We start from the raw sequence: 16,374 nt of genomic DNA on the forward strand, positions 1-16,374 counted from the left end.
GGTCCTGCCGGCGGGATCGGTGGGAACGGGTGTTTCGGCCGGCGACCGGCCAGGGCCGAGCCTGCCGGAGGACAACAGGGTCGGCCAGGAAGAAAACCCACAGGTCCTTTTCCTGTGGGTTTTGGTCAGTTTTCTGGTCTTGATTCTCTACACCCTGCTGCAAAATGCGGGGATCCTGTGATCTCAGGAGACTTCCTGGAGGCCGTACAGGCGGCGGTAGAGCCCCCCTTTCGCTAAAAGTTCCTCATGGGATCCCCGTTCCACGATCTCACCCCGGTCCAGGACCAGGATTTCGTCCATGGCTTCCAACCCCGTGAGGTGGTGGGTGATCATGATGGTGGTGCGGCCCTCCATGAGGCGGTGGATAGCGGCCAGCACCTGTTCTTCCGTGACCGGATCCAATCCCTCCGTGGCTTCATCCAGGACCAGAATGGAGGGATTGCGCAGGAAAGTGCGCGCCAGGGCCACCAGCTGTCTTTGCCCGCCGGAAAGCTTCCAGCCACCTTCGCCGATGACCGTGTCAAGACCCTGGGGCAGGACCGCCAGGTGAGGTGCCAGGTGGACCCTTTCCACTGCTGCCAGGAGTTCCGCCTCCGTGGCATCCGGTTTGGCCAAGAGCAAGTTTTCCCGGATGGTGGCATTGAAAAGATAGGTCTGGCGGGAGACCAGGCCCACGGTGGACCACAGTTCTGCCTCGGAAAAAGAGCTTACTTCTCTGCCCCCGATGGTAATCGAACCCTCATGATAAGGCCAATAGCCCAGCAGCAATTGAGCGACGGTGCTCTTGCCCGCCCCGCTGGGCCCTATAATAGCCAATTTACCCCCGGCGGGAAGATGGAAACTAATGTTTCTCAGCACCACCTGCCCGGCATTGGGATAGGCGAAAGTCAGGTTGTGCACCCTTACTTCCCGGCCGGGATTGGCCATAGGCTGGGCAGCGGGTCTGGTGACGAAGGGGGGAGTATTTACCAGTGCCAGAACCCGCTCCCCGGCCTCTAAACTATCCTCTAAATGAGGGACCACCTGGGTCAGGTTGAAGATGGCCTCAAAGGCGGCCAAGACCCCCAGCGTCAAAGCAGCTACCCAAATCCCACGGATGTGCCCCGTGGAAGCAAAGTAGACGCTCAGGCAGAGGGTGGCAAACATGGCTAAATTGGCCAGCAATTGCGTCAAGGTGCCGGTCAAAGCGCTCCTGGTGTACACCAGCTGCTGCCATTGAGCAAAGGTATTGCCGTGGCCGGCGGCCTTTTCTGTCTGCCGGGCGGCCAGGTCAAAGGAAGTTACTTCCGTCAAGCCTTTGATGCTGTCTACCAAGGTGGTATTGAGCCTATCCCTGGCCCCGGCCAGCTCTTGCTTGAAGCGAGCCATTTTGCGCACCAGCCACGGCACGCCCAGGCCGGCCAAGCCGTAAAACAGGGAAAAGGAAAGAGCATACCCCCAGTGGAAACTGCCCAGCAGCACCGTGCCCACGATCCAGATTAACAGTGCCGTTAAAGGCGGCAGCAGTACCCGGAGGTAGATATCTTTCAACGCTTCCACATCGGCCACCAACCGGGCCAGGAGCTGCCCGCTGTGGTAACCCAGCAGCTGTCCCGGTGACTGTTTCACCAGGGAATCATAGATCCACAGCCTGATTCTGGTGAGGATGGCGAAGGTGGTGCGATGGTTGACATAACGTTCCGCGTACCGGAAAGCGGCCCGGGATAGACCGAAAAAGCGAACTCCGGCCACCAAGGTCATCAAATCCAGCACGGGCGGCTGTAGGGCGGACCAGGAGATTAAATAAGCGGAAGTAACCATGAGACCGACGTTGCTGCTGATGGTGGCAAAAGCCAGGACCAGTCCTAAGAGTACCGGTTTCCAGTAGGGGAGCATCAATCTGATAAATGGTTGCAGTACCGTCATCATTAAGCCACCCCCCGGTAGGCTTGGTGCAGCCGGTAATAAACCCCTTTTTGGGCTAACAAATTTTGATGGGTGCCCGTTTCCACGATGCGGCCCTGATCCAGGACCAAAATGCGATCGGCCATGGTGAGCGTGGATAAGCGGTGGGCGGTAATGAGGGCGGTGCGCCCCGCCAGGAGTCTTTCTAAAGCCTTTTGAATGAGTTCCTGGTGCTCCGGGTCCAGGCTGGCCGTAGCTTCATCCAAAAGAACCAAGGGGGCGTCCGTCAAGATGGCCCTGGCAATGGCCAGCCTTTGGGCTTGACCGGCGCTCAAGATGCGGCCTCCTTTGCCGATGACGGTGTCATAACCCTCCGGCAAAGAGGTGATAAATTCATGGCATTCAGCCTGTACCGCAGCCGCTTGAATGGACTGCAGGGAAGCATCCGGTTTACCCAAAGCGATATTTTCCCGGATGGTGCCGTGAAACAGGTAGGGAGTTTGGGGCACAAAAGCCACCAGTTTCCGCCAACTGCTGGGCTCCAAATCTCCCAGGGAAACACTGCCTATTCTAATTTCGCCCTGGGTAGGCTCCATGAAGCCCATCAGCAAGTGCAGGATGGTGCTCTTGCCCGCCCCGCTGGCGCCGACCAGGGCGACTCTTTCGCCCGGCTGCAGGGTAAAAGAGACATCGTGAAGCACCGGATTGCCGTTTGTATAGGAAAAGCTCACCTTTTCAAAAGTGATGGGCTCTTGGCACATGGCGGCTGTCGCCGGGATGGATTTGCCGTTCCCGGCAGGCAGGGGGCTGTCCAGCACGGCGAAGATGCTTTCCGCCGCTTTCAGGCCGGCGTTGCCGGCATGGTACTGGGTGCCCAGGTTGCGCAAGGGGGCATAGAACTCAGGTGCCAAGAGCAGGATAAAAAACGCCGTGGCAAAATCAATCCTGCCGAAAACCAACCGTAATCCTAAGGCCACCGCGACAATGGCAGTGCTGATAGTCATGAAGAATTCCAAAAAGAAAGCCGACAGGAAAGCAATTCTCAGCACTCCCATAGTCGCGGTTTCCCAACTGCGGCTCAGCCTGGCGATCACCTTACCCTGGGCGGCGGCCCGCCCCAATAGCTTTAGGGTCGGTAAGCCTTCCAGGACATCGAGAAAGTGGCTGTTCATGCGACCCAGAATATGCCACTGCTTCTTGGTCCAGCGCTCCGCCAGGTGGCCGATGAGGATCATGAACAAGGGGATCAAAGGTGCCGTCAAGATAAAAATAACGCCGGTCAGCGAGTCTTGCGGGAATACAGCGAAGAGAATCCCGGCCGGGATGACGGCGGCTAAGGCCAGGGAGGGAAGGTAGCGGGAAAAATAGACTTCCAGGGATTCCACCCCTTCAGTCACCGTATTGATTAAATCCCCGGCAGCCAGGGTGCGGCCGTGGACAGGCCCTTGTTGAAAGATGTGATCCAGTAAACGCTCCCGCAGGAAAGTCTTAATCCGGGTTGCGCCCCGGTGGGCCATGACTTCTCCCGCCCAGTGCACCAGGGCCCGGAGAACAATGATACCGAACAGCAAGGCCAGCCAGGGATACAGGTCTTTTGGCCCTTGACCTTCCAGAAAGGAATGGTTTACTATTTTAGCGATAAAATAAGCCTGGCCTAAGATCAGGATACCCGACAAGACACCGGATCCGATCACTGCAGCCAATTCAACCCGGATCCGTTTCGTCATTTTCATTAACCGGCGGTTTACCACGAGTATCCCCCCTTAAGTCTTGTAAACCCGGCAGTGAAAAAAGATAGGGCAACCGGCTCCAAACGGGGCGCGAGGAGTGTCCCAGAGATGGCAAATTAGGATTTCTACGCCTCCCGTCCAATCCCTTTATTTAACCGGCCGGTGACCCTTTTCTCTGCATGATATGCACGGCGCTCCTCTAGGCACCCCGGGGCGCCGGTTGCCCTTCGGTAGACCCGGGGCGAAGCGGGAAAGCTCCGCCGCCGGAATTAGTACTCCAGATCTTTCATATCCACGGGTTTTCTGAAGACCCAGTAAGCCCACACCTGGTAAGCTAAGACGATGGGGACCATAATAATGGCTACAATGGTCATGATGGTCAGGGTGGTTACGCTGGACGAAGCATTATAGATGGTCAAGCTCCAAGCCGGGTCCAGGCTGGAGACCATGACCCGCGGGAACAGTCCCGTAAAGACCGTGGCTACGGCAAACACGATGGTAAGGGCCGTGGCGATGAAGGACTTGCCGAACTTGCCTGCGCCAGCCAGCACATAGGACAGGATTAAAGCGACGGCGGCCAGCACTAAGGCGACCATGGAGATGAACTTGCCCAGAATGTCCGTTTCCAGCAGCATTAACGCCGCCATAGCCACAACAGCGACGATGGTGGCTAACCCTAAACGGGGCGCGAGTTTTTGCACCCGCTCCTTAATCTCTCCCTGGGTGCGCAGGCTCAGGAACAAGGCACCATGGTAGGAGAAGAGGAGCACAAAGGCCACGCCTGTCACCACGGTGAAGGGTGACAGCAGGGAGAAGAAATTCCCCACAAACTGCATGTTGGCATCAATGGGCACACCCCTAAGGAGGTTGGCCACCGCTACACCCCATAACAGGGCCGGGACCAGGCTGCCAAACCAGAGGCACCAATCCCATAAGGCCCGCCAGGTGGGATTGTCATCTTTGCTGCGAAACTCAAAGGCTACGCCTCGCACCATTAAAGCCAGCAGCATCAGGAACAGGGCGAGGTAAAAGCCGCTGAACAGGGTGGAGTACCAGTGGGGAAAAGCGGCAAAGATGGCTCCCCCGGCGGTCAACATCCAAACTTCATTGCCGTCCCAGAAAGGACCGATGGCATTGAAGACCACCCGGCGTTCCGCGTCGTTCTTTCCCACAAAAGGCAGCAGGATACCGGCGCCGTAATCAAAACCTTCCAGGAAGAAAAAGCCGCAGAACAGGACACCGACTAAGCAAAACCACAGTACGTTTAAGTCCATAAGGACACCTCCTCAGCTGGTACTGACGGCCGTTTGCCGATATCAATGCCTTCGGGACCTAACTTGGCGTATTTCACCAGCAAGTAAGCGTCGGCAATAACCAGCAAGCCAATCACCACCGTAAACACGCTCAAGGTGAGCAGCACCGCTCCGGCGGAAACATTGGGGGAAATGGCCTGATCCAGTTTCTGTAAGCCGTAGACGATCCAAGGCTGCCGTCCCATTTCCGCCACCACCCAGCCGGCCGTATTAGCAATGTACGGCAGGGCAATGGCCCAAGGCAAGACTTTCAGCAGTCCCCGGCTGTTTTCCGGTTGGCCGGAACGGGAACGGAAGAAGGCGGCAATCGCCAGCAGGATCATCAGCCCCCCCGACAGTACCATCAAGCGGAAGCTCCAGAACACCGGTTTCACCGGGGGGATGTAATCGCCTGGTCCGTATTTGGCTTCGGCTTCAGCCTGTAAATCCTTCAATCCCTTGATTTCGCCGGAGAACTTGTTGAAAGCCATAAAGCTGGTCATGGCCGGCAAGGAGATTTCCCAGTTGTTCTTCTGCTGGGCCTGGTTGATACCGGCTACGATGTTGAAAGGTGCCGGATCGGCAGTTTCCCACAGGGCTTCCGCCGCCGCCATTTTCATGGGCTGGGTGCGCACCAGGAACTGGCCTTGGGTATGCCCGATGACGGCCACCAGCAGCACGCTGATTAAACCGAAAACCGCGGCGATCCTAAAGGACTTGCGGAAGAAATCCAAGTTGCTCTTTCGCGCCAGGTGATAAGCGCTGACACCTAAGACGAAGAAGGATCCGGTGGTAAACCCTGCCGTGACCACATGGGGGAACTGGTGCCACACATAGGGGTTGGTGAGGAGTTCCAGGAAGTTGGTCATCTCGGCCCGGGTACCGGTCAAGACGTAGGCCACCGGGTTTTGCATGAAGGAGTTGGCGATTAAAATCCATAAAGAGGAGAGGTTACTGGCGATAGCTACCAGCCAAATGCTCAGGCAATGGACTTTCTTGGAAACCTTATCCCAACCGAAAATCCAAATCCCTAGGAAAGTAGATTCCAGGAAGAAAGCCAGCAGCGCCTCGATGGCCAAGGGCACCCCGAAGATATCGCCGACGAAGCGAGAATATTCAGACCAGTTCATGCCGAATTGGAAGACCATGACGATACCGGTGACGACGCCCAAGGCGAAGTTGATTACAAAGAGCTTGCCCCAGAACTGGGCCATTTTTTTGTATGTTTCATCATTAGTTCTTACATAAATAGTTTCCATGATGGCTGTCAGCAATGATAATCCAAGGGTCAGCGGTACGAACAGGAAGTGGTAGGCTGAAGTCAGACCAAACTGCCAACGCGCCAGAATTAGCTCAGTCATGAGTACCCTCCTTTACCTTAAAATTTATACCCAAACGGTAAACAATTATTGCAAACTACCCTCCTTTCTATTACAGAATTATGGATAGATTATGTGAAATTATAAGCAAGCCAGGGCAGAAAAGTAAAGGGCAGCTATCTCTTGCACTTGCGGCAGTTTTTGTATTGCTGGAGGAGCTCACCGAAATTATGCCGGGCCAGATCCTGGGCCAGTTTGTGTTGAATTTCACCAAGCACCTGATGCACCGGGCACCGATCAGACCAGTGCTTGGTACAATAATCCGCGTGGACGAAACAGCGGTTAATGGCAATCGGTCCTTCCACCGCTTCCACTACGTCCAACAAAGAGATCTCATGGGGCTCTTTCGCTAGGGCATAGCCCCCTTCCGGTCCGCGAAAGGAATGCAGGATGCCTGCTTTCACCAGGGAACGCAGGGTTTTGAGCAGGTAGCGCATGGGTATTTCTTCGTGTTCTGCGATATCTTTGGCGGTGACGACGACATCCGGTTCTAAACCGGCTAAGTAGAGCACTACGCGAAAAGAATAATCAGTGGCTTGTGTTAATTGCATTCTTTCCTCCAATGTATACCTCGCGAGTATAGTTTAATTTTAAAATAGCACGGTTTGGGTTCGCTGTCAATAATGATTATTAATTTGTAATAGTTTTGCAATAGATAAATTACCAGCTATTGGTTCAATTCGAGGTAATGCTAAAATTTTGATACTTCTCATTTTACTGGCAGGAAAAACCCTTTCTATGGCGAATCAATACGGCGAATTAATTCTGTGGAAATTAGTTTGGCCGGTGCTACGTGAACATTTTCACTTTATTGATGGCTGGGGTTTCGATTTCAAGGCCGGCGGCCTTGAAAAATATAAAAACGAGGAGCTGAGGTGCGTGTACAGAAAGGTAGTCCTGAATATCAACGGCATTGACCGGACGTTGATTGTCGACCCTGAGGCCACTTTAGCCAGTGTGCTGCGGGAACAACTGCTGCTCACCGGTTGTAAAGTAGGATGTGCTCAGGGGCACTGCGGCTGCTGTTCAGTGATCTTGAACGGCGAGGTGGTACGTTCCTGTGTCCTCAAGATGAGGCGGGTGCCGCCGGAAGCAAAGATCACTACCATTGAAGGTCTGGCCCGGCCGGACAACCTGCACCCGCTGCAAGTGGCTTGGATGGCTTACGGTTGTGCCCAGTGTGGTTTCTGCAGCCCGGGATTTATCTTATCTGCCAAAGTGCTGCTGGATCGGAATCCAAATCCCACGAGACAAGAGGTGCGGGATTGGTTCCAAAAGCACCGCAACGCCTGTCGCTGTACGGGGTACAAGCCCCTGGTCGATGCAGTCATGGCCGCAGCCAAAGTGTTACGGGGTGAAATGCGCAAAGAGGAATTGCTCTACCAGCCTGCCGGCAATAAGATTTACGGTACCACGTATCACCGTCCCTCAGCTCTACGGAAAGTGACAGGCACCTGGGATTACGGCGCTGACGTGGCGCTGCAAATGCCCCCCGGCACTTTGCACCTGGCCCTGGTTCAAGCGGAAGTTTCCCATGCGAGAATCCTAAAGATTGACACCTCGGAAGCGGAGAAGATGCCCGGCGTCTATAAAGTGGTGACCCATAAGGACGTGAAGGGCAAGAACAGGATCACCGGTTTGATTACTTTCCCCACCAATAAGGGTGACGGCTGGGATAGGCCCATCCTCTGCGATGAAAAGGTGTTCCAGTTCGGTGATGCCATTGCCATCGTATGCGCCGACACGGAAGCCAATGCCCGGGAAGCGGCGAAAAAGGTTAAAGTGGAGTTGGAGCCCCTGCCCGCTTACATGAGCGCCCAGGAGGCCATGGCGCCGGATGCCATTGAAATCCACCCGGGGGTCCCGAATATCTATTATGAACAAGGCATCGTCAAAGGAGAAGATACGAAACCGGTTTTTGAAACCGCCGACGTGGTGGTAGAAGTCAATACTGCCTGCAGCCGCCAGCCTCACCTGGTGCTGGAGCCCGATTGCGGCTGCGCCTATATAGACGAAGAGGGCAGGCTCACCATTCATTCCAAGAGTATCGGCCTGCATCTCCACCACGCCATGATCGCTCCCGGCATCGGCATCGAGCCGGAAAAACTGCGCCTGGTGCAGAACCCGGCCGGCGGCACCTTTGGGTATAAATTCAGCCCCACCATTGAAGCCCTGCTGGGAGTTGCTTGCCTGGCCACCGGGAAGCCCGTGGTGCTCCGGTACAACATGTATCAACAAATTACTTACACCGGTAAGCGCTCCCCCGGCTTTGTGAAGTGCCGGTTAGCAGCCGATAAAACCGGGAAGCTCCTGGCTATGGAAACGGACTGGACTATTGACCACGGGCCCTATTCCGAGTTCGGCGATCTCCTCACCTTGCGTCTGGCCCAGTTCACCGGTGCCGGCTATGATATTCCCAACATCCGGGGCAAAGGCCGGACGGTTTGTACCAACCACGCCTGGGGTTCCGCTTTCCGTGCTTATGGTTCGCCTCAATCTTTCCTGGCCTCGGAAATTGCCATGGATGTGCTGGCGGAGAAACTGGGCATGGATCCCTTTGAACTGCGTTACAAGAATATTTACCGGCCCGGAGCCACCACCCCGACGGGACAGGAGCCGGATGTATACTGCCTGGAAGCCATGTTTGACAAGCTGCGTCCCTACTGGGAGGAAGCCAAGAAGCGGTGTCAAGAGCTTTCCACGGATAAGGTCAAGCGCGGCGTAGGCCTGTCCCTGGGCATCTACGGCTGCGGCCTGGACGGCCCGGACAGCTCGGAAATCCATGTGGAATTGACCCCCGAGGGAGTAACCCTCTATGCCTCCTGGGAAGACCACGGGCAAGGCGCGGATATCGGCGCATTGACCCATGCCCATGAAGCCTTAAGACCATTGGGTCTCAAACCGGAACAAATCAAGCTGGTGCTAAACGACATGGCCTGCACCCCCAACAGCGGCCCCGCCGGCGGCAGCCGTTCCAACGTGATGACAGGCAACGCCATTAAGATCGGCTGTGAAATGCTCTTGAATGCCATGCGCAAACCCGACGGCACTTACCGGACCTACGACGAGATGGTGGCGGAAAACATCCCGTTGAAATACAGCGGTAAATGGGTCGCTTCCATGTGTACCCCTTGTGATCCCGAGACCGGCCAGGGAGCGCCTTTCCCGGTGTACATGTATGAATTGTTCATGCCGGAAGTGGAAGTGGACCTGGAAACGGGCAAAGCCCGGGTGGTCAAGTTCACCACGGTGGTCGATGTGGGCACCATTACCAACAAGACCGCCGTGGACGGCCAGATTTACGGCGGCCTGGCTCAAGGCATCGGCTTGGCTTTAAGCGAGGATTTCGAGGACCTGAAAAAGCATACCAATCTCCTGGCCTGCGGGCTGCCCTACATCTATGATGTACCCGATGATATCGAGATTATCTATAATATCACACCTCGTCCCTATGGGCCCAACGGCTCAGCCGGCGTGGGAGAAGCACCTTTGACTGCGCCCCACCCCGCCATCTTGAACGCCATTTACAATGCTTGCGGGGTACGGATCTATAAAGTGCCGGCCCTGCCGGAAGTGATTAAAGCCGAGTTGGAAAAGCTGGCTAACAAGTAGCAATAGTTTTCAGGAGACATCACGCAGCCGGTGCATGACGGCAGGCATCAAGTGGGATGCAGGTCCCACTTGATGCCGGTTTTCTACCGGAAAGGGGAAATTCCATGGATCAGAAAACCATGCGCGAACTGGAAGCAAAATGCATTCAAGAGAGTCCCCCGGGTTGTACGACGGCCTGCCCTGTGCATGTGGACGCCCGGGCCCTGATCGCGGCGGTGCAAAATGAGGACTTTGGGTCCGGTGTCAAAATATTTAGAAAAGTAGTGCCTTTTCCCAGGATCATCAGCCGGGTCTGTGATGAACCTTGTCAAGCCCAGTGTAAGAGGAAAGAAGCCGGTGATCCTATTGCCGTCAACGCATTGGAGCGAGCTTGTATGGAATACGGCGGCGACTGGGAACCCAAGCTTCTTCCGGTAGTAAAAAAAGGTAAAAAGATTGCGGTGGTGGGCGGTGGATTGAGCGGGTTGACGGTGGCCCTGGAACTGGCCCAAAAAGGTTATCCGGTGGTGATTTACGAAAAAGAAGGGGCTTTAGGGGGCAGCATCCGCGCCCTTCCCGCGGCCAAGCTGCCGCCGGAGCTGGTGGAGGCGGACCTGCGGGCGGTTCAGGAACATCCCTTGATTGAGATTAATCTCGGTATCGAAGTTGGGGCTGGTGGCTCCCCATCCCTGGTGGAACTCCTCCGGCAGTTTGACGCGGTTTACCTGGGTACCGGAAGGGGAGATGTGGCTTGTTTTGGGCCGGCCCTGGACAGCGAGGGACGGTTGAGCCCGGATCCCCTGACTTTGCAAACCGGCCATCCCCAAGTTTTTGCCGGGGGCACCCTGGCTCTCGGCGTGGCGGGTAAGAGCCCTATTATGTCCATTTCTCACGGTAAAAAGGCGGCCAACTCCATCGCCCGCTTGCTCCAAAATGTCTCCTTGACCGCCGAGCGAGACAAGGAAGGACCTTATCCCACCGCCTTGTATACCAATATCGCAGGAATACCACCTGCCAAAAGAGTCATGCCGGCCGACCCCCAGCAAGGCTTCACCCGGGAAGAAGCCTTGTTAGAAGCGAAGCGCTGTCTCCAGTGTGAATGTATGGAATGCGTCAAGGCCTGTGCGTACTTAGCTCATTACGGTGCCTATCCCAAACGCTATGTGCGGGAAATCTACAATAATCTTTCCATCGTCATGGGCATGCGGCATGCCAATAAAATGATCAACTCCTGCAGTTTATGCGGCATGTGCCGGGAAGTGTGTCCCAATGGATTAAACATGGGAGAGATTTGCCGGGCAGCGCGGCAGCTGATGGTCAGGACCGGCAAGATGCCCCCTTCCGCCCATGAGTTTGCCCTGCGGGACTTCCGGTTCAGTACCGGTGACCGGTTTGTCCTTCACCGGCACCAGCCCGGTTTTACCTCCAGCAGCGTCTTATTTTTCCCCGGATGCCAGTTGAGTGCATCCAAACCCCAGTATGTGCAAAAGCTTTACGAGTTGCTGTGCGGCAAAATACCCGGCGGTGTGGGCCTCAGCCTGGGCTGCTGCGGTGCCCCCGCCCAGTGGGCCGGCGCGGAAGAGCTTTTTCGCGAAACCCTGGCGAACCTCGAGCAAGAATGGCGGGCTCTAGGTTCTCCCCGGGTGATCACGGGCTGTCCTACCTGTTATAGCATCTTCCGCCAGGAAATGCCGGCGGTGGAGGTGGAGACCATTTGGACCGTGCTGGACCGGTTGGAGGTGGTGGAGGAAAGAGCCGGTACGGGACGCCCCCTGGTTCTGGCGGTGCACGATGCCTGCACCACCAGGCAAGATCAAGAGCTGCAGGATTGCGTGCGACGCATTGCCACCCAGCTGGGCCACCAGGTGGTGGAACTGGAGCGCAGCCGGTTGACAACGGATTGCTGCGGTTACGGGGGTTTAATGTCCTTTGCCAATAGGGAGGTGGCCCGGCAGGTGAGGCGGCGCCGGGTGGAAGAACACGAAGCGGATTACCTGGTCTACTGTGCCATGTGCCGGGATAATTACGCCAAAGAAGGGAAGAAAGTTTTTCACCTGCTGGATTTACTCTTTGGGGATCCCGCATTGACCGGTGCGGAAAAAGGCCCCGGCTTTTCCAAGCGGCAGGAAAACCGGGCCAAGTTGAAACAGTCTCTCTTGCAAGAAATGTGGGGTGAAACAGTGACCGGAGAACAAGCCGGGGTGAAACTGATTATTCCGGAACGGGTGCAAGAGCTTTTGGAAGAGAGGATGATTTTAGAAGAAGACCTGCAAGCTGTCATTGCCTATGCGGAGAGTACGGGTAATAAATTCAAGCATACGGAAAACAACACCTTTATTGCGTACTTTCGCCCGGTCACGGTTACCTACTGGGTGGAGTACAGCCCGCAAGGGGACGGCTTCTTGATCCATAATGCTTACAGTCACCGGCTGCAGATCGAAGGGTAGGGGGTATGGCGATGAACGGGGAAAACAATCCGGCCAAGGCTGTTATCTGTGCCAAATGCAATGAGCCGCTGGCCCTGGGAAAAGTAACCTTGTCATATTTAAACAACAGCTTTCCGGTGGACTTATATAAATGCCCCCAGTGTTCTTTAGTCTTCATTCCCGAAGAACTGGCTCTGGGCAAAATGGAGCAGGTGGAAAAGGCCCTGGAGGACAAGTAAATTTCGTCCCGGTCGCGGCAGGCCATGGCGGGCGTGACGACCGGTAAAGGGGTGAATAAGATGTTTAACGACGATTTCATCCGCATGCTGGAACTGCACCAGCAAGGGTTTCACTGCAGCCAAATCCTGCTGGCCCTGGGTTTGGAAAAACGGGGCCGGACTAATCCCGACTTGATTCGTGCCATGACCGGTTTAGCCGGGGGCCTGGGGTTTACCGGTAAACTCTGCGGGGCTTTAAGCGGCGGTGCCTGCCTGCTGGCCCTGTACGCCGGTCGAGGCAGTGTGGAGGAAAGAGGCGATGCCAAGCTGGACCTGATGATCAGCGAATTGGTGGACTGGTTTGAGGCCCAGTACGGAGGGCGGTACGGCGGCATAGATTGTGATGACATTTTGGAGGATAATCCCCTGAACCGGCCCCAGCGCTGTCCCCAGATTGTACGCGAGACTTATGCCAAAGTGGTGGAGCTCTTGACGGATCATGGTTATGACATAGAAGGATGACCGGTGGAAGGGGGGAGAACAGGTGACGGGGGGACCGGAACAACTGCTGGGCAGGACGGAAAGTGTTTGCCCGGAATGCTTGAAGGTGGTGCCGGCCTTAAGAGTGGCCGGGGCAGGCCAGGTCTACCTGGTGAAGGAATGCGATGATCACGGTGTCTTCCGCACTTTGATTTGGGAAGGAGAGGAGCATTACCGCCGCTGGGACATGGCCCGGCTGCCGGTGCGGGTGGACCACCCGGTGACGCCGGTGGACAAAGGTTGTCCCTATGACTGCGGGCCCTGTCCCGAGCACCGGCAAGACCCTTGCTGTGTGCTGCTGGAGGTGACGGGGAACTGCAATCTTAATTGTCCCATTTGTTTTGCCTCCGCGGCGGCGGGTAAAAGCCAGGACCCCTCCTTAGAGGAAATCCGGGATTGGTACCGCCGGCTGCATTCCCACGGAAGTCATTATAACATCCAACTGTCGGGAGGAGAACCGACGGTCCGGGATGACTTGCCGGAAATAGTCAGGCTGGGAAAGGAGTTCGGTTTTCCTCACCTGCAGTTGAATACCAACGGCCTCAGGCTGGCCAGGGAACCGGAGCTGGCCCGGAAACTGAAAGATGCCGGGTTAGACACGGTCTACTTGCAATTTGACGGCACCAGAGATGACATCTATCAAGCCACCAGGGGGCGGGCCTTACTGGAGGAGAAACTGGCGGCCATCGAGCACTGCGCCGCTGCCGGGTTAGGCGTCGCCCTGGTGCCGACCCTGGTAGCCGGGGTAAACCTGGATCATATCGGGGAGATCATTGACTTTGCCCTCAGCCGCATGCCCTATGTCAGGGGTGTTCATTTCCAACCTATCAGCTATTTCGGACGGTATCCCGGTGTCCCGCCGGTGCACCGGCTGACCATTCCCCGGATCTTAAGGGAAATCGAGGCGCAAACCGCCGGGAGAATGAGACAAGAGCATTTCGCTCCGGTTGGGGCGGAAAACCCTTACTGCACTTTTCACGGGAGTTTTACCCTGCAGCCTGACGGGACTTTGAAACCCTGGCGGGTCCAAGGCTGCTGCGGGCCTTCCCAAGAGCCGGTGGATCCGAAAGCCGGAGTGGCGAAATCAAGAACCTTTGTGGCCCGGCAGTGGTCTGCCCCGCCGCAGGCTGCCTGCTGTAACCGTGACCCGGCGGCGGGCCTGGATGAGCTCCTCCGCCGGATCCATACGTATTCCATCAGTATTTCCGGGATGGCCTTTCAAGACGCCTGGAACCTGGACCTGGAGCGGCTCCGGGACTGCAAGTTGTTTATTTTCAGTCCCCCGGGAAAACTCATTCCTTTTTGCGCCTTTAACTTAACGGCGCCGGACGGCCGGAGCCTTTACCGGCCCCGGCGAGGGGAGGATAGGCATGGGCCGGCCCCGCAGCAGCTTGGATGAGTGGGTGCGGGGGAAAGTGGGCCTCGGTCCCGGTGAAGAGCTGACCCGGGAAAAACTTGCAGATTACCAGCTGGGAAAACTCCGCGCTCTGGTGGATTACGTCTCCCGGCACAGCCCTTTTTACCGGCGGCATTTACAGGGTTATCCCCTGACCGCCCTCAATAGTTTGGACGACTTAGCGGAGCTGCCCTTTACCACGGAAGAGGATTTAAGGGCTGCCGGGTTAAAGATGCTGTGTGTCTCCCAGAGCCGGATCAACAGGATCGTCACCCTGGATACCTCCGGTACCACCGGCCGGCCCAAACGGATCTGTTTTACCCCTGCCGACCAGGCGTTGACGGTGGAGTTTTTTCAACAAGGGTTGGCCACCTTTACCTGGCCCGGGGAGAAAGTATTGATTCTCCTGCCCGGTGAGCGGCCCGGCAGTATCGGTGATTTGCTGGCCAGGGCCATGCAAAACCTGGGGGTGGTACCCATCCCCTTCGGCGTGGGACATAGCCTGGCGGAGATGCTGGCGAAACTGGCGGAGACCCAAGCCCAGGTGATCATCGGCATTCCGGTGCACGTGCTGGCCCTGGCCAGGTATCACCGGTTATGGGAACCGGAAAAAACCATTAACCTGAAAAGGGTGCTCTTGACCACGGATTATGTGGCTCAAGCGGTAGTGGAGGTATTGCAGGACAGCTGGCAGTGCGAGGTTTTCAGGTATTACGGCATGACGGAAATGGGCTACGGGGGAGGCATTGAGTGCCGCCGGCATGAGGGCTACCACCTGTACGAGGGAGATTTCCTCTTTGAAATCGTGGATCCGGTGCGGGGGACCAGAGTACCGGCCGGAGCCTGGGGCGAGGTGGTGGTCACTACTTTGACCAGAAACGGGATGCCCCTGGTCCGTTACCGCACGGGGGATATTGCCCGGCTGCTCCCGGAACCGTGTCCCTGCGGATCGGTGCTGGCCAGGCTGGGCCCCGTTAAAAGGCGGGTTAAAGGCTGGATCCGGGTGGATGACGAGACCGGTTTCAGCATCGGGGAGTTAGATGAAATCCTGTTTACCCTGCCGGGGGTGGTGGATTTTATGGTGTGGCGTTACGGTGCGGCGGAACCCTTTTGGTTGGAAATAGAGGTGGAGGCCATCGACCGGGCTTTAAGCCCCGGACAAATCAGGAGAGCCCTGGAGACGCACCCGGCCATGCAGTCATTGCTGGCCCAGGGCAGGCTGCAGCTCACCGCCCGGGGAATCCCGGCACCTGCTTGTTACCGACCGAAAACAGGTAAGAGGAGAATGGAGGTAAGAGTGACCCGTGGGCAGCCTTGAGAAAATGAAAGAGCAAATCAGCGCCTGTTGTCAAGCCGTGATGGAGCAGTTGGCCCAGGCCTGCGGTGATAATTATGAGGAATTGATCAAGAATTGGCTGGAAATCCATGCACATTATATACAAACCGTGAATTCTGTCCTGGAACAGTGGGCGGCGGGAGCATCCCCGGCCGGTGCCGCCGGGGATGCCGGTGCCATCTACGCCAGTGAAGCCGTGGTGGAGGTTGTTGAAGCCGGGACAGGAAGAGTCTTGAGGCGCAGGTTACCCATGGAATACTGGGAAACCGGCAACGGTATCAGGCTGGTGGGCGAGACGGTGGACGGGGTGGCCACGCACCTGGCTTTCCTGTCGGAAACCGGGGTCTTGCGCATGAAAGACATTTTAGGGCAAGGGCCGGATACCCCCCGTTGTGAATAAAGTGCGGCGGCTGTAGGGGAGCCTATTCCCTTGCAGCCTCTTTTTTTTGCCCGGGGACCGGATGCTTGGCAGGAGGGTAAGCTCCGGCTGGACAGGACGACCCTGGCTGTGTATAATGAGACCATGGGTGATTCCTCATTCAGTAGACATCATACCCGGCCGGGGAATGGTTCTTCCCAGGC

General features: G+C 56.4%; 13 protein-coding genes. 8 read left to right on the forward strand and 5 right to left on the reverse strand.

Annotation, left to right across the window (positions count from 1 at the left end; genetic code table 11):
- Positions 1–181, forward strand: a 181-nt coding sequence (locus GXX34_02765; protein HHW06446.1) for a hypothetical protein, incomplete at its 5' end; no start/stop codon positions are given.
- 2 nt (positions 182–183) lie between these two features.
- Here the strand turns inward: GXX34_02765 and cydC are convergent.
- The 5 genes from cydC to GXX34_02790 all read right to left on the reverse strand — a co-directional run bounded on the left by cydC (position 184) and on the right by GXX34_02790 (position 6,836).
- Positions 184–1,908, reverse strand: a complete 1,725-nt coding sequence (gene cydC / locus GXX34_02770; GenBank protein HHW06447.1) for a thiol reductant ABC exporter subunit CydC — start codon at positions 1,906–1,908, stop codon at positions 184–186.
- Positions 1,908–3,635, reverse strand: coding sequence for a thiol reductant ABC exporter subunit CydD (cydD, locus tag GXX34_02775; GenBank protein ID HHW06448.1), 1,728 nt, complete (start codon positions 3,633–3,635; stop codon positions 1,908–1,910). Before cydD ends, cydC begins: the two co-directional genes overlap by 1 nt.
- 248 nt (positions 3,636–3,883) lie before the next feature.
- The gene (cydB, locus tag GXX34_02780; protein ID HHW06449.1) at positions 3,884–4,888 is read right to left on the reverse strand and encodes a cytochrome d ubiquinol oxidase subunit II; all 1,005 of its coding nucleotides are present in this window, start codon (positions 4,886–4,888) and stop codon (positions 3,884–3,886) included.
- On the reverse strand, positions 4,879–6,267 hold the full coding sequence (locus GXX34_02785; protein HHW06450.1) for a cytochrome ubiquinol oxidase subunit I: 1,389 nt from the start codon (positions 6,265–6,267) through the stop codon (positions 4,879–4,881). Before GXX34_02785 ends, cydB begins: the two co-directional genes overlap by 10 nt.
- Positions 6,268–6,401: 134 nt before the next feature.
- The gene (locus GXX34_02790; protein ID HHW06451.1) at positions 6,402–6,836 is read right to left on the reverse strand and encodes an Rrf2 family transcriptional regulator; all 435 of its coding nucleotides are present in this window, start codon (positions 6,834–6,836) and stop codon (positions 6,402–6,404) included.
- A 187-nt stretch (positions 6,837–7,023) separates the two neighbouring features.
- Here GXX34_02790 and GXX34_02795 point away from each other — a divergent pair, with 187 nt between their 5' ends.
- The 7 genes from GXX34_02795 (at position 7,024) to GXX34_02825 (ending at position 16,192) form a co-directional block, all read left to right on the forward strand.
- Positions 7,024–9,897, forward strand: coding sequence for a molybdopterin-dependent oxidoreductase (locus tag GXX34_02795; GenBank protein HHW06452.1), 2,874 nt, complete (start codon positions 7,024–7,026; stop codon positions 9,895–9,897).
- A 104-nt stretch (positions 9,898–10,001) separates the two neighbouring features.
- Positions 10,002–12,323, forward strand: a complete 2,322-nt coding sequence (locus GXX34_02800) for an FAD-dependent oxidoreductase (GenBank protein ID HHW06453.1) — start codon at positions 10,002–10,004, stop codon at positions 12,321–12,323.
- A gap of 11 nt (positions 12,324–12,334) precedes the next feature.
- Positions 12,335–12,541 (forward strand): hypothetical protein, encoded by a 207-nt coding sequence (locus GXX34_02805; GenBank protein HHW06454.1) that lies wholly within the window; start codon positions 12,335–12,337, stop codon positions 12,539–12,541.
- 60 nt (positions 12,542–12,601) lie between these two features.
- Entirely contained in the window at positions 12,602–13,042 is a 441-nt protein-coding gene (locus GXX34_02810) for a C_GCAxxG_C_C family protein (GenBank protein HHW06455.1), read from the forward strand.
- 22 nt (positions 13,043–13,064) lie between these two features.
- Entirely contained in the window at positions 13,065–14,459 is a 1,395-nt protein-coding gene (locus GXX34_02815; protein HHW06456.1) for a radical SAM protein, read from the forward strand.
- Positions 14,431–15,774 carry a phenylacetate--CoA ligase family protein gene (locus tag GXX34_02820; GenBank protein HHW06457.1) on the forward strand — a complete coding sequence of 448 codons (1,344 nt, stop codon included), beginning with the start codon at positions 14,431–14,433 and terminating at the stop codon, positions 15,772–15,774. Before GXX34_02815 ends, GXX34_02820 begins: the two co-directional genes overlap by 29 nt.
- The gene (locus GXX34_02825; GenBank protein HHW06458.1) at positions 15,761–16,192 is read left to right on the forward strand and encodes a hypothetical protein; all 432 of its coding nucleotides are present in this window, start codon (positions 15,761–15,763) and stop codon (positions 16,190–16,192) included. The genes GXX34_02820 and GXX34_02825 overlap by 14 nt, the downstream gene beginning before the upstream one ends.
- Positions 16,193–16,374: the final 182 nt, after the last annotated feature.

It is taken from the genome of Clostridia bacterium (assembly GCA_012840125.1).
Classification (GTDB): domain Bacteria; phylum Bacillota; class DULZ01; order DULZ01; family DULZ01; genus DULZ01.